Source organism: Arthrobacter sp. P2b (assembly GCF_900168295.1).
Lineage (GTDB): Bacteria > Actinomycetota > Actinomycetes > Actinomycetales > Micrococcaceae > Arthrobacter.
This window is the reverse complement of sequence record NZ_FVZL01000002.1, coordinates 268337-291616: the sequence shown is the minus strand read 5'-3', so window position 1 is coordinate 291616 and position 23280 is coordinate 268337. Positions and strand designations below refer to the sequence as shown.

At 65.5% G+C, this 23280-nt stretch carries 21 protein-coding genes; 3 read left to right on the top strand and 18 right to left on the bottom strand.

Features of this window, described 5'->3' with window-relative positions:
• The first annotated feature begins 23 nt into the window (after nt 1-23).
• Both B5520_RS05930 and B5520_RS05925 read left to right on the top strand, forming a co-directional pair.
• Nucleotides 24-971 (top strand): SPFH domain-containing protein, encoded by a 948-nt coding sequence (locus tag B5520_RS05930; protein WP_079596144.1) that lies wholly within the window; start codon nt 24-26, stop codon nt 969-971.
• 257 nt (nt 972-1228) lie between these two features.
• Nucleotides 1229-1576 (top strand): RNA polymerase-binding protein RbpA, encoded by a 348-nt coding sequence (locus B5520_RS05925; protein ID WP_013600997.1) that lies wholly within the window; start codon nt 1229-1231, stop codon nt 1574-1576.
• 109 nt (nt 1577-1685) lie between these two features.
• Here the strand turns inward: B5520_RS05925 and B5520_RS05920 are convergent, their stop codons facing one another.
• From B5520_RS05920 to B5520_RS05835, 18 genes are all read right to left on the bottom strand, one after another.
• A complete protein-coding gene (locus tag B5520_RS05920) occupies nt 1686-2429 on the bottom strand; it encodes a polyprenol monophosphomannose synthase (protein WP_079596143.1) in 744 nt (247 codons plus the stop codon).
• Nucleotides 2430-2524: 95 nt separating this feature from the next.
• Nucleotides 2525-4174, bottom strand: coding sequence for an amidohydrolase (locus B5520_RS05915; RefSeq protein ID WP_079596142.1), 1650 nt, complete (start codon nt 4172-4174; stop codon nt 2525-2527).
• A 53-nt stretch (nt 4175-4227) separates the two neighbouring features.
• Nucleotides 4228-7179: a DEAD/DEAH box helicase gene (locus B5520_RS05910; RefSeq protein WP_079596141.1), complete on the bottom strand. Its 2952-nt coding sequence runs from the start codon at nt 7177-7179 to the stop codon at nt 4228-4230.
• A 20-nt stretch (nt 7180-7199) separates the two neighbouring features.
• Nucleotides 7200-7994, bottom strand: coding sequence for a twin-arginine translocase subunit TatC (gene tatC / locus B5520_RS05905; protein WP_079596140.1), 795 nt, complete (start codon nt 7992-7994; stop codon nt 7200-7202).
• A gap of 48 nt (nt 7995-8042) precedes the next feature.
• Complete coding sequence (gene tatA / locus B5520_RS05900; RefSeq protein ID WP_079596139.1) at nt 8043-8315, bottom strand: Sec-independent protein translocase subunit TatA; 273 nt, start codon at nt 8313-8315, stop codon at nt 8043-8045.
• Nucleotides 8316-8347: 32 nt separating this feature from the next.
• Nucleotides 8348-8695, bottom strand: coding sequence for a hypothetical protein (locus tag B5520_RS05895; RefSeq protein WP_079596138.1), 348 nt, complete (start codon nt 8693-8695; stop codon nt 8348-8350).
• A gap of 10 nt (nt 8696-8705) precedes the next feature.
• Nucleotides 8706-10703, bottom strand: coding sequence for a helix-turn-helix transcriptional regulator (locus tag B5520_RS05890; protein WP_079596137.1), 1998 nt, complete (start codon nt 10701-10703; stop codon nt 8706-8708).
• A 113-nt stretch (nt 10704-10816) separates the two neighbouring features.
• Complete coding sequence (locus B5520_RS05885; protein ID WP_079596136.1) at nt 10817-11212, bottom strand: FKBP-type peptidyl-prolyl cis-trans isomerase; 396 nt, start codon at nt 11210-11212, stop codon at nt 10817-10819.
• Nucleotides 11213-11296: 84 nt separating this feature from the next.
• Complete coding sequence (locus B5520_RS05880) at nt 11297-12223, bottom strand: FKBP-type peptidyl-prolyl cis-trans isomerase (protein WP_079596135.1); 927 nt, start codon at nt 12221-12223, stop codon at nt 11297-11299.
• A 114-nt stretch (nt 12224-12337) separates the two neighbouring features.
• A complete protein-coding gene (gene pafA / locus B5520_RS05875) occupies nt 12338-13702 on the bottom strand; it encodes a Pup--protein ligase (RefSeq protein ID WP_079596134.1) in 1365 nt (454 codons plus the stop codon).
• A gap of 8 nt (nt 13703-13710) precedes the next feature.
• Nucleotides 13711-14421 carry a proteasome subunit alpha gene (gene prcA / locus B5520_RS05870; protein ID WP_079596133.1) on the bottom strand — a complete coding sequence of 237 codons (711 nt, stop codon included), beginning with the start codon at nt 14419-14421 and terminating at the stop codon, nt 13711-13713.
• 1 nt (nt 14422) lies between these two features.
• Nucleotides 14423-15244 carry a proteasome subunit beta gene (gene prcB / locus B5520_RS05865; protein ID WP_079596132.1) on the bottom strand — a complete coding sequence of 274 codons (822 nt, stop codon included), beginning with the start codon at nt 15242-15244 and terminating at the stop codon, nt 14423-14425.
• An 80-nt stretch (nt 15245-15324) separates the two neighbouring features.
• A complete protein-coding gene (locus B5520_RS05860) occupies nt 15325-15528 on the bottom strand; it encodes a ubiquitin-like protein Pup (protein WP_015937113.1) in 204 nt (67 codons plus the stop codon).
• 86 nt (nt 15529-15614) lie between these two features.
• Nucleotides 15615-17288: a depupylase/deamidase Dop gene (gene dop, locus B5520_RS05855; RefSeq protein ID WP_079596131.1), complete on the bottom strand. Its 1674-nt coding sequence runs from the start codon at nt 17286-17288 to the stop codon at nt 15615-15617.
• Nucleotides 17285-19036 carry a proteasome ATPase gene (gene arc / locus B5520_RS05850; protein ID WP_079596130.1) on the bottom strand — a complete coding sequence of 584 codons (1752 nt, stop codon included), beginning with the start codon at nt 19034-19036 and terminating at the stop codon, nt 17285-17287. Before arc ends, dop begins: the two co-directional genes overlap by 4 nt.
• Nucleotides 19037-19117: 81 nt before the next feature.
• Nucleotides 19118-20182: a tRNA (adenine-N1)-methyltransferase gene (locus B5520_RS05845; protein WP_079596129.1), complete on the bottom strand. Its 1065-nt coding sequence runs from the start codon at nt 20180-20182 to the stop codon at nt 19118-19120.
• Between the two features lie 98 nt (nt 20183-20280).
• Nucleotides 20281-21447, bottom strand: coding sequence for a site-2 protease family protein (locus B5520_RS05840; RefSeq protein ID WP_079596128.1), 1167 nt, complete (start codon nt 21445-21447; stop codon nt 20281-20283).
• Nucleotides 21440-22183, bottom strand: coding sequence for an HAD family hydrolase (locus tag B5520_RS05835; RefSeq protein WP_079596127.1), 744 nt, complete (start codon nt 22181-22183; stop codon nt 21440-21442). Before B5520_RS05835 ends, B5520_RS05840 begins: the two co-directional genes overlap by 8 nt.
• Before the next feature lie 152 nt (nt 22184-22335).
• Here B5520_RS05835 and B5520_RS05830 point away from each other — a divergent pair, with 152 nt between their 5' ends.
• Nucleotides 22336-23241 (top strand): PAC2 family protein, encoded by a 906-nt coding sequence (locus B5520_RS05830; protein ID WP_079596126.1) that lies wholly within the window; start codon nt 22336-22338, stop codon nt 23239-23241.
• Nucleotides 23242-23280: the final 39 nt, after the last annotated feature.

Sequence of the window (23280 nt, the reverse complement as noted above, 5' to 3'; positions counted from 1 at the left end):
CTAATTGGGGAAGAAGGAAACGTATGGAAAACGCAGGAGGAGCCGCATTGGCCATCGTGCTGGTAGTCCTGATCGTGTTCGTGATTATCGTTCTGGTCCGCTCCGTCCGGATCATTCCGCAGGCACGGGCCGGCGTCGTCGAACGGCTTGGAAAGTACCAGCGCACGCTCAACCCGGGCCTCACAATCCTGATTCCCTTTGTGGACCGGCTCCTGCCGCTGCTGGATCTCCGCGAACAGGTGGTTTCGTTCCCGCCGCAGCCGGTGATCACCGAGGACAACCTGGTGGTGTCCATCGACACCGTGGTCTACTTCCAGGTCACTGACCCGCGCGCGGCAACCTACGAGATTGCCAACTACATCCAGGCCGTGGAACAGCTCACCACCACGACGCTGCGTAACGTCGTGGGCGGGTTGAACCTTGAAGAAGCGCTGACGTCGCGTGACCAGATCAACGGCCAGCTCCGCGGTGTCCTGGATGAGGCCACCGGACGCTGGGGTATCCGGGTTTCCCGTGTTGAGCTGAAGGCCATTGATCCGCCCCACTCCATCCAGGACTCGATGGAAAAGCAGATGCGCGCCGAGCGGGACCGCCGCGCCGCCATCCTCACGGCCGAGGGAACCAAGCAGTCAGCCATCCTCACCGCAGAAGGACAGCGGCAGGCTTCCATCCTCGCGGCCGAGGGCGACGCCAAGGCTGCCATCCTCCGTGCTGACGGTGAGGCGCAGGCCATCCAAAAGGTCTTTGATGCCATCCACCGCGGCAACCCTGACCAGAAGCTGCTGGCCTACCAGTACCTGCAGACCCTGCCCAAGCTGGCCGAAGGATCATCCAACAAGCTGTGGATCATCCCCAGCGAAGTCGGCGAAGCCCTGAAGGGGATCGGCAACGCCCTGGGCGGTACCAACCCCGATCCGGGCGCAACCGGTGGCCTGTTCGACGAGGTGGGAGCCAAGCCCTCCGAGCCGTAGGCAGTGCCGTAAAACTGGAAGGGATCTGCGCCGGTGACCAGTTCACCAGCCCGGATCCCTTCCTTTATTTTGCTCCCTGCGGCATGGCACCCGTACAATTGGGTATTTGTCCGGCAGGAGCAATCCGCTGGAACAACAAAGCTTCGCAATGCGTTGAATCTTATGATGCAGCACAGAGCACACAGTAGCCCGGCGGTGCTTCGTCACCACCGGCTGGCGCGGGGTTCTACTCCGCGAACCGATAAGAGGGAGAAATCATGAGCGATCGCAGCCTGCGGGGTATGCGCCTTGGTGCGCAGAGCATGGAGACCGAGTCCGGAGTCGAGCCGGCACCGCGTCAGCGTGTCGAGTACCGTTGCGAGGACGGCGAGCAGGTCTTTGTTACTTTCTCCTCCGAAGCGGAGATTCCCCCCGTGTGGGTTTCCAAGACCGGCAAGGAAGCGCTTCTGGTCGACGGCGAACGCCCCGATACCAGCAACGACAAAGCTGTCCGCACGCACTGGGACATGCTGCTGGAACGCCGCTCCCTGCCCGAACTGGAGCAGATCCTCGAGGACCGGCTGACCATCCTGCGCGAACGCCGCGGGGAACGCCGCTCGGCCTAGGTCTTTTCAACGAAAGAGGGGCCGTTCCTGCACGTGAGTGCAGGAACGGCCCCTCTTTTCGCGTTCCGCGTCCGGACCGGTGATGATCCGGTCCGGAACGGCGGCCAGCCTAGGGCTGGGCGGAGGGCTTCTTGCCCCTCAGGGTGTTCCAGCGGGCCTGCAGGCCCCACTTGGTGACGTTGATCATGGCTTCGACCACGATGTTGCCGCTCATCTTCGAGGCGCCGAGTTCGCGCTCCACGAACGTGATGGGGCGTTCCTCGATGCGCAGGCCCATCCGTGCCACCCGCCACGCCAGGTCAACCTGGAAGCCGTAACCGACGGAGTCCACCTGGTCCAGGTTGAGTTTTTCCAGGGTTGTCCGGCGGAAGGCGCGGTATCCGCCGGTGACGTCCTTGATTTTCAGGCCGAGCATCAGGCGGGCGTAGGTGCTGCCCACCCGGGAAATGGCCTGGCGGTAGAGGGGCCAGTTCACCACGCGTCCGCCGGGCACCCAACGGGAACCCATGGCAAGGTCTGCGCCCTGCTCGATGGCCTCCAGGAGCTGGGGCAGTTGCTCGGGCTGGTGGGAGCCGTCCGCGTCCATTTCCACGAGAACGTCGTAGCCGGCGTCCAGGCCCCACTTGAACCCTGCGATGTAGGCGGCGCCCAGTCCCTCCTTGCCCTTGCGGTGCAGGACGTGGACCTGGGAGTCCCCGGCCGCGATGGTGTCGGCGAGTTTGCCGGTGCCGTCGGGGCTGTTGTCATCCACTACCAGCACGTCCGAGGCCGGGACAGCAGACCGGAGCCGCTGGAGCGTCTTGGGCAGCGATTCCAGTTCGTTGTACGTGGGAATGATCGTAAGGACGCGCACAGAGGGCCTTTCCTGGAGGGAGCGGTCGGTGCACCTGGCGGTCAGCTAGCCGCCGGCAGGCGCAACTATCAATTATAGGGCGGCGGGCGGCAGGGTCAGGAACGCAGTGCCGGGCTGGAGAACAATTCGGCACCGTTCCGCACGGTCTGCAGGCACACAGGGTCCGTGCCGGTGTCCAGCGCAGGCAACAGCGGTGTGCGGGCACGGGGATCCGTACTCCAGGACTGGACGCGCCCATCGGCCACCTGGACCATCAGTTCCTCCACCTCCCACACGGCGAAACTTGCAGGGGCGCCGGGCACGAGTTGCCCCGCCATCGGGTTGGGATATTTGGCCGCACGCCAGCCCGCGCGGGTGTGGCCGAGGAAGGCGGCGCGGGCGGAAATACGTTCACCTTCGGTGTGATGCTCCAGGCACGCCCGCACGCTGGACCAGGGTTTCAGCGGGGTGACCGGGCTGTCGCTGCCGAAGCACACGGGAACACCGGCCGCGTACAGGGAGGCAAAGGGGTTCATGGAGGCGCTCCGTTCCCCCAACCGCTTCCCGTACAGGCCACCGGGTCCGCCCCACGCGGCATCGAACGCAGGCTGGGCGCTGACGGTGACCGAGTATCGGGCCAGCTTTTCAATGGCCGGCGCATCCACCATCTCCACATGTTCAAACCGGTGGCCGGCTGCGCGGACGCGCTGCTCCCCCACCTGCTCAGCCGCGAGGTCCAGAGCTGATAACGCCGCGTCCAGCCCGGCATCGCCGATCACGTGGAAGCCGGCCTGGATCCCCACGAGTGAACACGCGGCAAGATGCGCGGCCGCCTGTTCTGCCGTCAGATAGAGGTTCCCGCGCTCCCCGGGGGCGTCGCTGTAGCCGGACCGGAGCGCAGCAGTGCGCGACCCCACCGAGCCATCAATGTTCAGGTCTCCGGCAAGGCCGCGCAGCGGGAAGCCGAATTGATCCATCAGGCTGCGCGCGTGCTCTTCTGAGGTCGCCAATTCCCCCCAGTACAGCAGGACCTCGGGAAGGGCCGGCCCATCACCGCCGGGAGAATTCCACGCTGCGGCCAGGCGCAGGTCCTCTTGGCCCCCGATGTGCGGCGCCCCCATCTCGGCCAGGGCGACATACCCGTTGGCGGCCGCCTCGGACAGGGCGCGCGCCTGGTGCCGGCGGAGTGCCTCTTCCGGCAGCTGCCGGGTGGACTGCCGTGCGGCCGTGTGGGCCGCGCGCGTAACGCGTGCGCCGCCGTCGAACCCGTCCTGGCTGCGAAGGTCCGCGGCGTGAGCCAGTGACGTTGAGACCAGTGCCGAGTGCACGTCCACCCGGGAAAGGTAGACGGGCCGGCCTGCTGATGCACGTTCCAGTTCGTCCGGAGTGGGCAGTGTGGGGTCCGCCCACGTGGTTTCATCCCAGCCGTGGCCCAGGACCGGGCCGTTGCCGGTTGCGGACGACACGGCGTCCAGGAGCTCCCGGGCTGAGGTGACTCCGCCCAGCCGCAGCGAATCCAGGGCGATGCCGGTCTCGGTCAGGTGCATGTGCGAATCGACGAATCCGGGTGCGACGAGTGCTCCCCGCAGGTCGATGACGTCCATGGAACTGTCCGCAATGGAAGACGCCGCCTGCTCGGACCCCACCCACGCCACCGTGTCACCGTCCACGAGCATGGCGGTGGCGAAGGGGTCGGCAGCCGTGTAGACGGACCCGTTGCGGTAGAGGACGACGTTGCGGGGTGATTCGGGACCAGGCTGGGTCATGCGGGGCAGGGCTCCTGAGGGTTGAAACGGGCCGGCTGGACGCCGGGTACTGGCTAAAGGACGGAGGAATATGCCACGACGCCGCGGCGGACCAAGGAGATGGCCTCGCCGCACAGCCGGGCCAGCCGGGGATCAAGACCCGGAATCTTGGCGAGCTGGTCCAGCAGGTCCACCACCTGCTTCACCCAACGGACAAAGTCGCCGGCGGCGAGGTCGGTGCCGCTCAGTACATCCTGCAGGTGGCGGCCGCGTGCCCACTTGTAGATGGGCCACACCAGCCCGAGTTCGGGTTCACCGGTCAGCGGAAGCTTGTTCTCCTCTTCAACGTCCTCCAGGGCCGACCATTCCCTCACCACGATATCCACTGCTGTTTCCAGGGAGACACTGGGCATGCGCGGCCGGAGACCGCGGTCCTCTCGCTTGGCCTGGTAGACCAGCACGCTGGCCAGGGCTGCCACTTCGGCAGCGTCCAGGTCATCGAACGCGCCCAGCCGCAGGGACTGGGAGATCAGCAGGTCCTTCTCACCGTAAATCCGCCGCAGCCGCTGGCCATCGGAACTGATGACCAGGCCGCCATCGCCGCTGGCTTCCAGGTAGCCGTAAGCGGACAGGACGTCGCAGACGCGGTCGAAGGTCTTGGCGATGGTGTTGGTGCGGCCTTGGATCTGCCGGACCAGGCCGTCGGTCTCCCGCCTCAGCTTCCACCACCGCTCGGACCAGCGCGCATGGTCTTCGCGTTCGCTGCAGCCGTGGCAGGGGTGGGCGCGAAGGGCACGGCGGAGATCGGCAATACGCTTCTCCTGGTTGGGCAGCGCAGCCGCCCGGCCGAAATCATTGTTGCGGTTATGGCCCGGGGCGGGTGGCCGGTTTTCCCGGAGCGCGTTCCGGGCGGAGGACGCCAGGTCCCGCCGTGACTTCGGCACCTTGGCGTTGAATGACTTCGGAATGCGGATGCGTGTCAGCGGTGCAATGGGGCCCTCGAGGTCATCCGTTCCGATCCTGCGCAGCTGGTTGTCCAGGGTCAGGACGGCGGGCCGCGGCTCACGGCTGCTGTGGTCGGAACTGAGCACGATGGCCGGGCCCGGTGCCCTCCCGCCGGGAACATCCACCACGTCACCGGGCAGCAACCTGGCCAGCGAGTCGTCGCTGAGCGACTTCCGGGCCCGGGACTTTGTCCGCGACGTCGCGTTTTCGGCATCGGAGAGCTCGCGCCGGAGCCTTGCGTACTCGGTGAAGTCGCCGAGGTGGCATGTCATGGACTTGGCGTACCCCGCGAGGGATTCCTCCCTGCTCCGCACCTGTCGCGCCAGGCCCACCACCGAGCGGTCGGCCTGGAACTGCGCGAAGGAGGATTCCAGGATCTCGCGGGCCCTTGCCCGGCCAAACTGTGCCAGGAGGTTGATGCTCATGTTGTAGGTGGGCCGGAAGCTCGAGTTCAGAGGGTAGGTGCGGCGGGAGGCGAGGCCGGCCACCGCCGTCGGGTCCGTCCCGGGCTGCCACAGAACCACTGCGTGGCCTTCGATGTCGATGCCGCGGCGGCCGGCACGGCCGGTCAGCTGGGTGTACTCCCCCGCGGTGATGTCCACATGGGCCTCGCCGTTGAACTTGTCCAGTTTCTCCAGCACCACGGAGCGTGCGGGCATGTTGACGCCGAGGGCAAGGGTCTCCGTGGCGAACACGGCCTTGACCAGGCCATCGGCGAAGAGCTTTTCCACCACTTCCTTGAACGTGGGCAGCATGCCGGCGTGGTGTGCGGCAAAACCTCGGAGCAACCCGTCACGCCAGGTCCAGAAGCCGAGGACGTCCAGGTCGTCCGGCGGGATGTCGTGCCCCGCTTCGTCAACGCGCTGGGCAATGATGCGCTGCTCTTTTTCGGTGGTGAGCCACAACCCGGAGCTGACGCACTGGGCCACGGCCGCGTCGCAGCCGGCACGGGAAAAGATGAAGGTGATGGCGGGCAGCAGGTCCATCCGGTCAAGGCTCGCAATCACCTGGGGGCGGCTGGCCCTGCGAACGCCGGTTTCTTCTGGGCCCCGGGCGGGACGGTCATTGCCGCCGCGGCGGCCGCGCTGGCCGCGTCCGCCGGGGCCGGGCCTGCTGCGGAAACTGTGCTGGCTTTCGCTGCGGGCAACCGTCAGGAGGTCCGGATTGACGTCAAAGCCGCGGCCTGAGGCAGTGGTTTCCTTCGCGGGCGCCTGCTGCGGCCCGTCGGCGTCCACGGGCGGTGCGATTTCGTCGAAGGTGGTTTCCCCGGCGAACAGGTCCATGATCTGCCGGCCCACCATGACGTGCTGCCAGAGGGGAACCGGGCGGTGTTCGGAGACGATGATGTCCGTGTCCCCGCGGACGGTGTCCAGCCAGGCGCCGAACTCTTCGGCGTTGGAGACCGTGGCGCTGAGGGAGACCACCTGCACCTCACTGGGCAGATGGATGATCACTTCCTCCCAGACAGCTCCGCGGAACCGGTCGGCGAGGTAGTGCACCTCATCCATGACCACGTAGCCCAGGTCGTCCAGGGTGGCTGAGTCCGCATAGAGCATGTTCCGCAGGACTTCGGTGGTCATGACCACCACGGGGGCGTCGCCGTTGATGCTGGTGTCGCCGGTGAGCAGTCCCACGTTTCCGGCACCGTACTTTTCGCCGAGTTCCGTGAATTTCTGGTTGCTCAGCGCCTTAATGGGGGTGGTGTAGAAAGCCTTGAGGCCGCGCTGGAGGGCCAGGTAGATGGCGAACTCGCCCACGATCGTTTTTCCCGCGCCGGTGGGCGCTGCCACCAGCACTCCCCGGCCGTCCTGCAGGGACAGGCAGGCCTTCCGCTGGAAGTCGTCCAGCTCAAAGTCCAACGTGCGGATGAACGCACCCAAATCGGTAGCCGCCTCGGCCCTGCGTTCGGCGCTGGCCCGGTACCTTTCTGCCGGGGAGAGCTCCTCAGGATCGCTGGGCGCCGTGGAAAAAGGTCCGCTGGAAGTTGGACCTTTAGGAAACGGCCCGGTGTTGGAGGACATGTACTAAGCCTACTGGGAGCTTAGAGGTTCTTCAGCTCACTGCCCGGGGTGGCGATGTCAGCCGTTGCCTCGGTTTCCGCTGCCCTCCTGGCCTGGCGGCGGGCGCGCCGCTTGTCATTCATGAGGCAAATGCCGATCGCAGCGAAGAACAGGACAAGCAGCGGACCGGCCAGCATGAACATGGAAATGGCATCGGCGCCGGGGGCCGCGATGGCGGCGAGGACAAAGACCAGGAAGACGGTAATGCGCCAGGCTTTGAGGATGGTCTGGCCGGAGATGACACCGGCCATGTTGACGCCCACCAGCACCACGGGAACCAGGAACGCGATACCCAGGACCAGGACCATCCGTGTGACGAATTCGATATAGGTCCGGGCATCGATGACACTGGACGATCCGTCCGGCGTGAACTGGGTCAGCGCCCGCACCACCTGGGGCACCACGAGCCATCCGGCCCAGATCCCGGCGAGGAACAGGGGTACCGCTGCCGCCATGTATCCCAGGGTGTACCGGCGTTCCTTTGATGTAAGGCCGGGTGTGATAAACGCCCAGAGCTGGTAGATCCAGATGGGGCTGGATATCACCGCCCCGATGAGGAGCGACATCTGCAGCTTGAAGTCAAACGGGGAAGCAATGGTCCCGAAGTTGATTGCGGACAGTCCCCCGGTTTGCTGCGAGATGCGGTTGACCGGATCGGCCAGCGCCTTCAGCAGCGGATCGTAAAGTATCCAGCCCCCGATGCCGCCGATGACGACGCCAATGGCCGACTTGATCAGCCGGTTCTTGAGCTCCTTGAGGTGGTCCCACAGGGACATGCGCCCCTCAGGGTTGGCTTTACGGGCCCGCGACAGTGCCACTGGGGGTCAGGCGCGGTTCGACGGCGGAACGTCAGTGCCGTCTGTCGGCTCGCCGGGCTTCGCCTTGGGGTGGTTCACGACCGTGCCTTCCACCGGGCCGGAGGCGTCGGTGGTGTCGGTTTTGCCGTCGTTCTTCATTTCCTTGACTTCGGACTTGATGATCCGCATGGACTGGCCGAGGCTGCGTGCCATGGCCGGAAGCTTGGGTGCGGCAAAGAGCAGCAGTGCAACAACGATAATAATGACGATGGGCCAGGGGCCATCAAAGAGTCTTCCCATGGGAAATCCTTTCCTCTCAATACATCCTACTTCTATGTGAAGTCGAGATCCCCGAGCGCCTGCGGCTGGCCCCGGTCCGTCTTGCGCTGAACCCTCCGGCGGCGGCGTTCTTCCCGCCGTGCTGACGTGGATGCCTCGTAATCATGTCGCATGACGGTGGGTGAGGCAAAAACAGCAGAACCCGGCGGTGCCTGTCCGGGCTTTTCCGGCTCCGCGTGCTCCTGCAGCGGGGCCAGGTGTCCAAGTTTTTCACCTGCTGCCCCGAGGTCCTTGACGGTCGCCATGAACTGGCGGAAAAGACGGATGCCCAGCAGGACATAGAACAGCAGCGACAGCGCAACAAGCGCTACCCATAAAAGGATCCAGGACCACCAAGGCATGCTGAGAAGTCTAGCCCCCGTACCTGGCCAGCGACGCCTCCAGCCACACCCGTGCGGACGTGGCCAGGTCCTCGGGGGCAATAATGCGGACGGCACCGCCATGCTGGGCGACGAACATGGGCAGCCACGCGGTGTTGCCGAACCGTATCTCGGCGACCAGTCCGCCGTCGGGAAGCTCTGCCGTGCGCTCCGCGTAGTAGTCGTCCGCAAGCCCCCTCCCCTGCCGGGTGAGCTGGACCGTGACGGTGGTGTCGTCGTCGTTCGGTGTAAAAAGCTTGGCGGGGACCGCGCCGGACGCAGTGAGCCCGTCAGCCGCGTGCTGCCCGTTCGGGTAAACGTCCTGCACGCGGTCCAGGCGGAAGTTCCGCAGCCCGTCCACCAGGTGGCAATACGCTTCGAAGTACCACGTGTTGTCGAGGGAGTAGAGCCGCAAGGGGTCCACGTCCCGTTCGGACACTTTGTCCCGTTGCGGCGACAGGTAGGTCAGGTGGAGCCGGGAGCGGGAGCCGATCGCCTGCCGCACCGTGTCATGGATGGCGGCATCGGCCGGCCCCATTTCCGGTCCGGCGAGGGACGCTGCCCGCAGCCCTTCCTCACCGGCGGCCGCAAGCAGCTTGAGCGTCAACGACTCCAGCGCCCCGCCTTCGGCAATGCCCGGCAGCCCGTTCAGGGTTTCGAGGCCCGTCAGGAGCGCGCAGGCTTCGTCCACGGTGAACCGGACTGGCCTGTTGAGGTCCAGGTCCTGGGTGATGAAGACGTGGTCGTTCTCCCACTGGATGTCCAGCAGGTCATCCGGGTAGCCCTCCGGCAGTCCGGAGCAGATGAGGATCCGCAGGTCGTCCTCCAGCTCGTCCCGGCTCACTCCGAAATGGTCCGCTACCTCCTGAATGTGCAGGCCTTGGTTGTGCACCAGGAACGGCACCAGCTGGAGCATCCGCTTGAGCTGGTCCTCCGAGGTCCTGGACCGGGACGGCCGGGAACGGGCCGGTGAAAACGAGTAGTCGGGGGTCGGAGATGCGCTGAAATCGGCAGCGGCCCGGAGCCGCCGCCGGACGGCGACAACAAGCTCCTCCGGGGCTACGGCCCGGGCATCAGGCCCGTAGGATGCCAGTTCTTCGGCGAGGATCTCCGGGTCCCGGAAGTGCAGGGCGATCCGCTCGAAGCCGGCGTCGGGGCGGCCCTGCGCGGCAGCGTCCGCCGGCGTTTCCGCGGCGGCGAGTGCCCGGCGCCGGAGGGCGAGCAGGCGGCCCTCCCGGACATCCACGACGGCGGCGCGGAGCGGGAGTTCGGGGAGCCGGTCGAGTTCCTGCCGGATGTTGAAGTCCGCCGGCGGCGAGTAGTGCTCCTTGTCCAGGATGGCCACTGCACTGGTGAATCGGGACAGCCGGAAGTGCCGGGCGGCCTGGCGTGCTCTGTCGTGGCCCACCAGGTACCACTGCCCGAACCTGCTGCCGAGGCCCCATGGCTCCACTGTGCGCACCTCGTCCTTGCCTGTGCTGCCGGCGAGGTAGCTGAACGTGACGGGGTGCCGGGAATGCATGGCGGCCACAACGTCGTCGAAGGCCTGCCCTGCGGGTTTGATGCGTGGCTGGAGGCCCGCAGGCAGTTCGACGTCGGCCAGCTGGCCTGACGCCTTGAGCTTCCGGAGGGCGCTCTGTGCTGCCGTGCCCAGGGCCGCGCGCTCCCAGAGCTGTGAGGCCAGGAGGAGTACCGTCCACTCCTCGGGCTCAAGCTGGACGTCCGGGAGGCGGTTGGATTCCTTGCCGATGCGGTAGCGGGTGGTGGCGGGATCGTCTTCGCTCCACCCCAGGTCGGTGAGGGTTTCCACGTCGAAGCCGAACTGGCGCAGATCGTTTTTGTCACGCTCAAACATCCGGCCGAACGCAACGTCGTTGCCCGAAGTGTCGTGGTAGACCTTCTCCCGCAATTCACTGCGGCGCAGGCCATACCGGGTGTTGAGGAGCGCGATCAGCAGGTTGAGGAGTCGTTCAGTGCGGGATACGGACACTCTGGTTACGTTACTAAACTCCGGGCGGAACGCAGAAAGCGCGGCAACGCCCGGGACTGTTTCTCCCGGGGGTTGCCGCGCTTTTCCATGGCGGTGCAGTCAGTGGTGCCGGATCAGCGGACGCCCACGAGGTCCACCACGAAGATCAGGGCTTCGTTGGGCTTGATCGCTCCACCGGCGCCACGGGAACCGTAGGCCAGTTCGGAGGGAATTTCCAGGCGGCGGCGGCCGCCAACCTTCATGCCCAGCAGTCCCTGGTCCCAGCCCTGGATGACCTGGCCTACGCCCACGCGGAAGTCCAAGGGGGCTCCGCGGCCCCAGGAAGCGTCGAATTCTTCGCCGGTTGACCAGGCCACGCCGACGTAGTGGGTGGAGACGGTGTCCCCTGCCTTGGCTTCGCGGCCGTCGCCCTCGATGAGGTCGGTGATGACCAGTTCGGTGGGAACGTCGCCTTCCGGGAAATCAATCTCGGGCTTCTGGCGGTCAAAGTCCCGCTGTCCAAATGACATGTTGCTCCTTTGTGTCAGTGCTGGTGTTGAATACCGCGTGGTGGGTACCGCGGAAAAGAAACCGCGGACTGCTTGTAAGTGTTGCTACTTGGCGCCGAGGATGTCCACTACGAACACCAGGTCGCCCTTGGCTTCACCCTGGCCGGCCTCGCCGTATGCCAGGTCCTTGGGGATGACCAGCAGGACGCGGGAGCCCACGGTCTTGCCCGTAAGTCCTTGGGTCCAACCCTTGATGACCTGGTTCAGCGCGAAGGTTGCCGGTTCGCCGCGGTCGAAGCTCGAATCGAACTTGGTGCCGCCCACGAGGTTGACGCCCACGTAGTTGACGGTGAGGGTATCGGTTTCCTTGACGGTGGCACCGTTGCCCTTGATGAGGTCCTGGGAGACCAGCTCGGTGGGAGCTGCCACGCCGTCGACGGAGATTTCGGGGATGCCGTCTTTTTCCGTAACCGTGGGTAGTCCGGCGGGCGGGGTAACGGTCTCGCCTTCGGGCTTTTCAAGGGCCGGGGTTACGTCCGTGGTGGACAGGACCTTGATAACAAGCAACTGGGTGGGCTGGGCTTCGGCTCCGGCGGCAGCTGCCTGTCCGGGGACGGCCAGCGCGAGGCTGGAGCCCACCTTTGCACCGACGAAGGCGTTGTAGATCACGGGGCTGCCGGTCTTAAGCTCCTCATTGAGTTCGAGGGGCTCCGGATCGTTCGGGAATGTGTCCTCGAGGGTGGCGCCGTCGGTGCCGTTGAGGGCGAGGATGGAAATGTTGGCGATCTGGTTCGCCTTGACGGTATCCCCGCTGCCCTCGGTGATCACCTTGACGGTGGGTTCCGCCACTTCGAGCGGCTTGGCGAATTCCACACCGGGAGCTTTTTTGTCCCCGTTGTCAGTCAGTTTGAGGGAGTCGAACTTTGCAGTCTCGCCAGCGGACTGGCTGGTGGGTTCCGGCTCTGCGGTTGAACCACCGCAGGCGGTAAGCAGCAGCAGACCGGGAAGAAGGATTGCTAGTAGTCGGCGCACGTAAGAGAACTTTCGTCGGGGCAGGGTGGATGCGATGGTCCCGCGTGGCAGCGGACAGAATCGCGGCAGGCCCTGATAAAGGGCCCTATCCAGAATAGCCCCTGAAGCTGGGTGTCAGCCCATAGAGTCCAGAAGCGCATCCACGCGATCGTCCACGCTGCGGAACGGATCCTTGCACAGGATGGTCTGGTGGGCGCGGTCGTTGAGCTTCAGGTGGACCCAGTCCACCGTGTAGTCGCGGCCCAGCTCCTGTGCGCGCCGGACAAAGTCACCGCGCAGTTTGGCCCGCGTGGTCTGCGGCGGCGCGTCAACGGCGTCCTTGATGACGGTGTCGTCCACGATCCGCCGTACCGCACCCCGGGACTGGAGCAGGTAGTAGAGGCCGCGGCCGCGGGAAATGTCGTGGTACGTCAGGTCAAGCTGGGCGATCCGCGGGGCGTCCAGGCCCAGCCCGTGGCGTTCGCGGTATTTGTCCATCAGCTTTTTCTTGATGGCCCAGTCGATTTCGGTGTCGATGCTGCGGGAGTCGCCGCTTTCGATGGCCCTGAGCGTCCGCTCCCACAGGTCGAGGATCAGCGGAACATGCGGGTTGTGGGCGCCGTGCTCCTTCACGAAGGCCGTGACCTTCGTCAGGTACTCCTGCTGGATTTCCAGGGCGGTGAGCTGGCGGCCGTTGGCCAGCCGGACGAGGGCCCGGCCGCCGAGGTCGTGCGATATCTCGCGGATGCTGCGGATTGGGTTTTCCATCCGCATGTCCCGCATGATCACACCCGCCTCGATCATGCGCAGTACCAGGTCGACGGTACCCACCTTCATGAGGGCGGTGGCCTCCGACATGTTCGAGTCGCCCACGATGACGTGCAGCCGCCGGTAGAACTCGGCGTCGGCGTGCGGCTCATCCCGGGTGTTGATGATGGGCCGCGACCGTGTGGTGGCGGAGGAAACGCCCTCCCAGATGTGGTCGGCCCGCTGGGAAAAAGCGTACGTTGCCCCATGCGGGGTCTTGAGGATCTTTCCAGCCCCGGCAATGAGCTGGCGGGTCACCAGGAACGGAATCAGGATCTCCGCCAGCCGGGAAAACTCGCCGCGGCGGGGAATGAGGTAGTTCTCGTGGCTGCCGTACGAGTTTCCGGCGGAATCGGTGTTGTTCTTGAACAGGTAGACCGTGCCGTTGAAACCTTCAGCGGCGAGCCGCGCCTGGGCCTCGTCCACGAGGTCGTCCAGGATCAGTTCCCCGGCCCGGTCATGGGCTATCAGCTGCGCGAGATCGTCACATTCGGCGGTGGCGTATTCGGGGTGGGAACCCACGTCCAGGTACAGCCGGGAGCCGTTGGTCAGGAACACGTTGGAAGAGCGTCCCCAGCTGACGACCTTGCGGAAGAGATACCGGGCAACTTCCTCCGGGGCAAGAGGCCTCGAGTCGGGGCTCGAATAGGAAATCCCGAATTCGGTTTCGATACCGAAGATTCTCTTGTCCATGTGTCCTCCTAGGCCAGCAGTGCAGTGATATCCGCGTCATTGAGCCGGCGGAAGGCGCGGCGGGACCCACGTGAGCGCTCGGACATCCTGTCCAGAACCGCAACCTCCAGCGCCCGTGCCGGCAATGCCTTGGCCTGGTCATCTGCTTCAGCTGCGGGGGCCAGGCCGGACATGGCCAGCCGCACGGCTTCCGAAAAGCTGAGCGAGCTGCGCCAGCCGCCCTCGATGGCAGACGACACCTTGTCCGCCTGGCCGCCCATCACCACAAAACTGTGCTCATCGGCGATGGAACCGTCGAAGGTCAGCCGGTAGAGATGGTCCTCCTCCTGGGTGGGGCCGACTTCGGCCACCGCCAGTTCCACTTCGAAGGGTTTCTGTTCGGCGGTGAACACGGCACCCAGGCTTTGGGCGTAGACGCTGGCCAGGCCCCGGGCGGTGACGTCCTCACGGTCGTACGAGTACCCGCGGACGTCCGCGTACCTGACGCCGGCTTGCCGGAGGCTTTCGAACTCGTTGTATTTCCCGACGGCGGCGAACGCGATTTTGTCGTAGATCTCACCGATTTTGTGCAGGGACGGGGAAGGGTTTTCCGCCACAAGCGCGATCCCCTCCGCGCAGCTGATGACCACCACGGACCTGCCGCGGGCAATGCCTTTCCGTGCGAAATCGGCACGGTCCTTCATCAGCTGTTCGGGCGAGACATAGAACTGCTGTGTCATCTCAGGCCTCCCGTCCGGCGATGGTGCGGGCTTCGATGACGTTCCTTGCCGCGGCTGCGAGTTCCGGCTCGGGAACCCGGCGGGCGCCCGAGCTGTCCACCGTATAGACCACAGGCCACAGCTGGCGGACGGTGTCCGGGCCGCCCGTTGCCGAATCGTCGTCCGCGGCGTCGTACAGGGATTCCACTGCAACGGCGAGGGCCTCGGCGGCAGTGAGGTTGGGCCGCCACAGTTTTTTCAGGGCGCCGCGGGCGAAGACGGACCCGGACCCTACCGTATGGTGTTCGTGTTCCTCGTACCTTCCACCGGTGACATCGTAGGAGAACAGCCGGCCCACACCGGCGCTGGTGTCGAAACCGGCGAAGAGCGGCACCACGGCCAGGCCCTGGAGCGCCAGCGGGAGGTTGCCGCGGATCATGGCCCCAAGCCTGTTGGCCTTGCCTTCGAGGCTGAGGAGCGTGCCTTCGATCTTTTCGTAGTGCTCAAGTTCCACCTGGAACAGCCGCGTCAGGTCAATTGCTATGCCGGCCGTTCCAGCGATGCCCAGCACCGAGAACCGGTCTGCGGGGAACACCTTCTCGATATGCCGGCTGGCGATGACGTTGCCCATGGTGGCCCGCCGGTCCCCTGCCATCAGCACGCCGCCGTCGTAGCTCAAGGCAACGATGGTGGTGGCGTGCGGAACCTGCAGCGGAGCGGCCGCGGACGCGCCGCCCTGGGGGGACCGGCTAAAGGGCAGAAGCTCCGGCCGGTCCCGCTGCAGGTGTTCGGTAAAGGACGAGGTGGCGTTGGCGGCTACCTGGTTGGCGGTTGATTCCTGCACTCATGCACTCCTTGAACGTGGTACTTCAACGTCTGTACAGATTCCGGCCGTCCGGGGCTTCCGCCACCCTCCGGTCCGGGTTACTGGCCGCCTTTTTGGACGAAGGCCCGAACGAACTCTTCGGCGTTGGATTCCAGGACGCCGTCGATCTCATCAAGGAGATCGTCCACGCCTTCGGTTGATGCCGAAGCCTGGGCTTCCGGTGGTGCGGGCGGCGCCTCAGGAATGTCCTCGTCGACCTGGCTGTCGCGTGATTGCGGCTGCTGCTGCTCCTGACCTGCCATTGTTATCCCTCCCTTTAATCAGTCATCGGATCCGGCGGATCCTCCGATATGCCCATCCTGCCACGGCAGCGGCCGTCCGGCGCGGTTTACGCCGCAGGCGGAGCGTTGTTGTGTCCCAGGAGTTCCGCGAGGAACGGACCCGCTTCCCGGTAGCGCTGGAACAACGCTCCCGTCAGTGCTTTGGTTCCGCGCAGCGGCTCCCGTGTGGGGACGCGCTGCAGGCGCCCGTAGCCGGGTACGTCGAAGATGACCGAGTCCCAGCTCGCGCCCACCACATCCTTGCCGAAGCTGCTGATGCACTTGCCGCGGAAGAACGCGCGGGTGTCCGGCGGCGGTTCCCCGACGGCGGCAGCGATGGCGGCGTCGTCGACGATCCTTTGCATCCGGTTCCGGGCCAGGAAGCGGTAATACAGGCCTTTTTCCGGCCGGATGTCAGCCCACTGCAGGTCAACGAGGCCCAGCCTGGCGTCGTTCCATTCCAGGCCGTCCCGCTGGCGGTACCCGTCCAGGAGGGAGAGCTTGGCGAGCCATTCCACCGAACTGGACGCCGCGGCCCTGTCGCTGTCCAGCTGGGTAAGGACGGTTGCCCACCGGTCCAGGACATCGTGCGTGTGTCCGTCGCCGTCCACGGCGTCACCCACTCCGGAGTCCTGTGCGAGCTTGGCTGCGGCCTCGTGGTACATCCATTGCAGGTCAAGGGCCGTGACCCGCCGGCCGTCGAGCAGCCGCAGTGTGGCCGTCAGGGATGTGTCGTGGCTGACTGCCTGGAGCGCCTGGACAGGTTCGTACACCTCGACCTTCGGCGCCAGTCCCGCCTCGATGAGGCTGAGGACCATGGCCGTGGTCCCGAACTTCAGGTAGTTGGACACCTGGCTGAGGTTGGCGTCACCGATGATGACGTGCAGGCGCCGGTACTTGTCCGCGGTGGCGTGCGGCTCGTCCCTGGTATTGATGATGGGCCGGCGGATGGTTGTTTCCAGCCCCACTTCGGCTTCGAAAAAGTCTGCCCGCTGGCTGATCTGGTACCCGGGCCCCGAGCTGTCCTGTCCGATCCCCAGCCGTCCCGCGCCGCAGATGATCTGGCGGGTCACGAAGAACGGCGTCAGGCCGCGCACAATGTCGCCGAACGGGACCGAGCGCGGCATGAGGTAGTTCTCGTGGGAGCCGTAGGACACGGACTTGTTGTCCGTGTTGTTTTTGTAGAGGTTGACGGGCGGAAGGTCGGGGTCCGACGCCAGCCGCCGTACCGCTGCCAGGCCCACAAGGTCGCCGGCGGCGTCCCAGATGACAGCATCACGCGGGTTGGTGACTTCCGGGCTGGAGTACTCGGGATGGGCGTGGTCCACATACAGCCGCGCCCCGTTGCCGAGGACCATGTTCATCAGGAGTGTGCCGGATTCGTCCTGCCCGTCGAGCTCGAGTTCCTCCCGGCCGTACGCCAGGGCAACGGCTTCCGCGTCCAGTACCGGCGGCTGGTCTGTCAGCTGGCTCGGATGTGCCGAGCCCCGGTCCACCGTCCATCCACGGGCGTCGTGCAGCGGCTCTTCGTCCGTGTAGTCCCAGCGGGTTTCAGCTCCTCCGGCGGCGCGCTGCCGGGTGACCTGGGCATAGGCCTGGACCACCCGGGCACTCATCATGGTCGCGTTGGCCGAGGGGGCGGAGGGGGCGTGGATGCCGTACTCGGTTTCGGCGCCCATCACCCGCATGGCCCCGCCGGCCGGAAGTGATCCCCCGGCGGCGGGCTCCGGTGCAGCGGTCATAGATACTGTCCCGTGGTGGGCATGGTTTCGATGGACTTGCCGGGCTCCTGGCCGGCCTTGCCCTGGACGATGGTACGGATGTAGGTGATCCGTTCGCCCTTCTTGCCGGAGATACGGGCCCAGTCATCGGGATTGGTGGTGTTGGGCATGTCTTCGTGTTCGCGGAACTCATCCACCACGGCCCGCAGCAGGTGCTCGATCCGGAGCCCCTTCTGCTGCGTGGTCAGGAGGTCCTTGATGGCGTACTTCTTGGCCCGGTCCACCACGTTCTGGACCACGGCGCCGGAGTTGAAGTCCTTGAAGTACAGCATCTCGGTGTCACCGTTGGCGTAGGTGACTTCCAGGAACTCGTTCGACTTGTCCGTGGAATACATCGCTTCCACAGTGCGCTGGACCATGGCGTCCACGGTGGCCTGGACATCGCCGTCGTGCTCTGCGAGGTCGGACTCGTGGAACGGAAGGTCCGGAGTGATGTATTTGTTGAAGATGTCCGCTGCCGCTTCGGCATCCGGACGGTGGATCTTGACTTTGACGTCCAGCCGGCCGGGGCGGAGGATCGCGGGGTCGATCATGTCCTCGCGGTTGGAGGCACCGATAACGATCACGTTGTCGAGGCGCTCCACGCCGTCAATCTCGCTGAGCAGCTGGGGCACGATGGTTGTCTCGACGTCGGAGGAGATGCCGGTGCCGCGGGTGCGGAACAGGGAATCCATTTCGTCGAAGAACACCACCACGGGGCTGCCGTCGGATGCCTTTTCCCTGGCACGGGAGAAGATCAGCCGGATGTGGCGCTCTGTCTCACCCACATACTTGTCGAGGAGTTCGGGGCCCTTGATGTTCAGGAAATAGCTCTTGAGGTCCACGTTGCCGGAACGTTCGGCGGCGCGGGCCGCGAGCGAATTGGCCACTGCCTTGGCGATGAGGGTCTTGCCGCAGCCGGGAGGGCCGTACAACAGGATGCCCTTGGGCGCCTTGAGACCGTGTTCCCGGTAAAGGTCAGGATGGAGGAACGGCAATTCGACGGCGTCGCGGATCTGCTCGATCTGCGGCCCCAGGCCTCCGATGTCCTCGTAGGTGATGTCCGGGACTTCTTCCAGGACCAGGTTCTCCACCTCGGAGCGGGGGACCTTTTCCAGGGCGTAGCCCGTCCGCGAATCGATGGACAGGGCGTCCCCTACGCGGAGCTTTTCAGTGAGGAGGGCTCCGGAGAGCCGGACCACGCGCTCTTCGTCGGCCCGTCCAACAACCAGTGCGCGGTCGGCGCCGAGCATCTCCTTCAGCGTGGCAAGCTCGCCGGCCCGCTCGTAGCCGAGCCCGGCCACGATGAGCAACGCCTCGTTGAGCAGGACTTCCTGGCCCACGGCCAGCTGGTTGATGTTGACCAGCGGGCTGATGCCCACGCGCATTTTCCGGCCCGCGTTAAAGATGTCCACGGATTCCTCCGTGGCCGCCTGCCCGCTACTGCCCGGAGAGGGCGGCCGTTTGGGGTTCAGCTGGAGGATGGTGCCGAAGCTGTACGGCGGCTGTCCTTCCTGGTCCAACGCGTTCTTGAGCCTGAGAATCTCGGCTTTCGCGGTCTCCAGCATGCTGACCAGCTTGGTGTTGTTCTGCGTTGCCGCAGCCAACTGGCGGTCGATATGCCTGAGCTTGTCCCGGAGGATGTTGACCTGGCGGTCGGCAACCGAGAGGTCATTGGCGGCAGAGTGCTCTGCCGGTGTACGTCCGGAGTCCTGGTTTGGAGTCTCCATGTGTATCAGCCCCTTCCTGCGCTTCTATTAAGACATTAGCCCCAAGATGGCAGGTAGGGATGGAGACTCCCGAAATCTGGACTAGTTCGTGATCTCCGGCGCGTCCTTGACGTTGGTGCCGGCGATGGCGTCGCGTGCGGCGCGCCGCAGCTTCTTGTCGGACACAAGCCGCTCCCCCACGGCCCCCGGGGTCCAGGCGTTGACGTCCTCTTCGTTGAATTCCGTCTTGGAGGGGCGGCGCTTTACCGAAATTCCGGTGACACCGTCAGCCAGCCTGCGTGTCACAAGGAGGAATCCGGTGTGGGCCACCATCCGGTGGTCCGGACGGACCGCGAGTCCTTCAAGGTGCCAGCCGCGGACCATGGACTCCCAGGCGTCGGGTTCGGTGAACCGGCCGTCGGCCCGGATGGCTTCCGCCGTCCGTGAGAGCTGGGTGACGGTGGCGACGTAGTTGATCCAGACGCCGCCCGGCGCCAGGACGGTGGCCACGGCGTCGAGGCATTCCCACGGTGCCAGCATGTCCAGGACCACGCGGTCCACCGAGCCGGGTGCCTCGCTGCGGACAACCTCTTCCTGGAAATCGCCCAGGGAGATCTGCCAGGCCGGGTGCGGGCCGCCGAAAATCGTTTCCACGTTTCCGCGCGCGATGTCCGCGAACTCTTCTCGCCGTTCAAAGGAGTGCAGGTAGCCCTGGTCGCCGACGGCGCGGAGCAGGGAGATGGAGAGGGCGCCGGAACCCACACCGGCTTCCACGACGCGTGCGCCCGGGAAAATGTCAGCCATCGTCACGATCTGGCCGGCATCCTTGGGGTAGACGACGGCGGCGCCACGCGGCATGGAGAGGACGAAGTCTGAAAGCAGGGGGCGCAGGGTCTGGTATTGCTGGCCTACGTTGTTGACCACCACGGACCCATCTACCTTGCCGATGATTTCATCGTGGTTCAGGAAGCCGCGGTGGGTATGGAAGGCTCCGCCCCGCTCGAGGGTGATGGTGTTCATGCGCCCGCGTTCGTCGGTCAGCTGGACGCGCTCACCCTCCCGGAAGGGTCCCCGGCGCCGGGCAGCTCCCACCGGCTGCGAGCTGCCGGGGGCAGCACCGGCCTGGGCTGCTGCCGTTGCTTCATTGACGGCAGTTTCGCTGCTCATGATGTTCCTCGCTCCTGTAAACCTGGGGTGCCAACGCATGGATGTCCTGGTACAGACATTGTGGCTTCTGCGGCGGCAATGCACACCGGCACGTAACTCTACCGGTTCTGGCCCTGGGGGCGCTTATCGGTCCGCTGCCGCTTTCCGGTGATGGCAGCAACTACCGCGTCCTGGGAGAGCAGCCCGGTCACCCTGCCGTTGTGGTCCACCACAGCGTAGTGGCGCCCCTCGAGCTGGGACAGGAAGGTGATCAGCTCCTGTCCCTTCGACCATTCGGGGACGTAGGCGCCCGGAGCCAGGGCAAAGGAGACTGCCGTGACGGGGGTGGACTCTGCTGCGGTGGGCGGCACGGAGGCCAGCGCTGCGGGATCCACCACGCCCTGGGGCCGCCCATCAGGCCCGTAGACGACGAGGGAGGTGGTTCCGGCTGCACCGTGGCGGAGGGCTTCCTGCACTGAAGCAGTGGACGGAAGTCCGACGGCGGGCGTCGCCAACCCCGCCGCAGTCACCAGGGGCAGCCGGCCGCGCAGCGTTCCCTGCTGGATGGACGCGGAGGCCCCCATCCAGAGGAATCCGCTGACGAGGACGGTGATGATGACCAGGCTGAAATCAGGCTCGTCCCCGGCGAGGAGTGGCCTGAGGATGAACCAGGCGCATATTGCGACAACGATGATCCGGCCGCCCCAGCCGGCCGCGACTGTTCCCTTTGCCTGGCTCCCGGTGGCCTTCCACACGGCCGACTCAACCAGCCGTCCGCCGTCGAGCGGCAGGCCGGGAAGCACGTTGAAGACCGCGATCAGGAAGTTGGCCCACATAAAGATGTTCGTGAGGATTTCGGCCACGCTGCCCATGCTGTCAGTGCTGAGGGCAAGCCAGGCGCCTCCGGCCAGGACAAAGTTTGCTGCCGGACCCGCCAGCGCCACCAGGACGGATCGTCCCGGTGAAGCGGTGAAGCTTTCGAACTGGGTGTGGCCGCCCCAGAGGTTGAGCACGATTTTTTGGGTGGGCCACCCGTAGATCTTGGCGGTCAGCGCATGGGCGAGTTCGTGGACCAGGACGGAAATCAGCAGCAGGACCGCGTAGGCGAACGCCACCACGTACGCCGTAGCGCCGAGGGCGGGGTTGCTCCGGTCAAGCACCGGTCCGTAAACGATCACGGTGAAAGCGGCAATGATGAACCACGAATAGGCGAGCACCACCGGAACCCCGGCGATCCTGCCGAGGGGAATGCCTTCGCGGCGGGCCGGAGCGCGGGTTTCAGTCACGTGAAGTCCCGACGGCGGAAGCGGCTTCTGCCTGCTGTGAACCGGACGCCGGGCGGTCCGCGAGCAGGGATTCAAGGTCGGCCACGGTGCGGCCGGCCAGCGAGTCCCACAGGGTGTAGCGGCCATTCTGGGGCAGCGGAACAATGTGGGGTATTGCGACGGTGGCCACGCCGGAGGCGACGGCGGCTGCCACGCCTGGCGCGGAGTCTTCCAGTGCGACGCAGTGCTCGATGTCCAGGTCCGGATCAGTCTCCCTCAGCCGCTCCACGGCTGCCAGGTATGCCTCCGGGTGCGGTTTGCCCTGGGAGACAGTGTCGCCGGTGACCAGGATTTCGAAGTGCGGGCGGGGAAGGCTGGCAACCACCTGCCGTGCGAGCGGACCCTCGGACATGGTGACCAGGGCGCAGCGCACCCCGGCGAGGTGAAGATCTTCGAGCAGTTCGCGGGCACCGGGCCGCCATGGCACCTGCTGCTGGACGCTGTTGATGACCGCTGCTGTGAGGGTGTCGATGATCTGGCGTATTTCCAGGCCGACGCCTGCCTGCTGGAGGAGCCCCGCGGAAAATGTCAGGGACTGGCCTACCAGCTGCATGGCCTGCTCGTGGGACCACGTTCCTCCGTAGGCTTCCACCAGCGCACGTTCGGCGGCGATCCAGTAGGGCTCGGTGTCCACGATGGTGCCGTCCATATCCCAGAGGACGGCTTTGAGCGGGGTACTGGAAGCTGGCGATTGCATGCTCCCAAGTCTACGGGGACATGCTGGACGCCTCCTGTGGGCTACGCCCTTGGCGAATCCGGGCCCAATTCCTGCTGCCGGCCCCGGCTTCCGCGCATTTTGCGGCGCTTCATTCCATGCACTGGGAACGTCCTTGGACGTAGGGTGAAGAAATGAATAGCTTCGAGGGAGACACCACCGAACCGGGTGCCGGACCCGAGCGGGAACGGTTCCTGCAGCCAGTGGCTGACGGACAGCGGGTAACTGTGATGCTTGCCGCCTTTGAAGGCTGGAACGACGCCGGCGAAGCGGCGAGCGATTCGCTGCGGTACCTGAACAAGCTGTGGGGCGGCAAGAAAGTAGCGTCTATAGACGCCGACGAGTACTACGACTTTCAGTTCACCCGGCCCACTGTCCGCAGGAATGCCGCCGGCGAACGGAAGATCAAGTGGCCCTCCACGAGGATTTACAAGGCCAGCGCGCCGGACTCCAACGTGGACGTGATCTTTGTCCAGGGCACCGAGCCGTCCTATAAATGGCGTGCTTACACCGCCGAGTTGTTGGTGCACGCGGAAGCCCTGAACGTGGATTACGTGGTGCTGGTGGGGGCGCTGCTCGCTGATGTTCCGCACAGCAGGCCGATTCCGGTGAGCACGTCGTCCGATGACGCCCCGCTGCGGGAGCGCATGAACCTGGAAGCTTCGCAGTATGAAGGCCCGGTGGGCATCGTGGGTGTCCTGTCCGAAGTTGCCCTGCTGGCCGGGCTCCCCACGGTCTCGCTGTGGGCCGCCGTTCCGCACTATGTGGCGCAGGCGCCGTCACCCAAGGCCCAGCTGGCCCTTCTGCACCGGATAGAGGAGCTGCTGCAGGTCCCGCTGGACACCCACGAACTGGCGGAGGAAGCGGACGCCTGGGAGCGCGGCGTGGACGAGTTGGCCACCGAGGACCCGGAGATCGCGGCGTATGTCCGGCAACTGGAGGAAGCCAAGGACACCGCCGACCTGCCGGAAGCCACGGGCGAGTCCATTGCGCGTGAGTTTGAACGCTATCTGAAGCGGCGGGGCCAGGACAGGCCCTGAGCCGGGCTGGGCCACACCCGTTCCCGGCCGGTAAGGCCG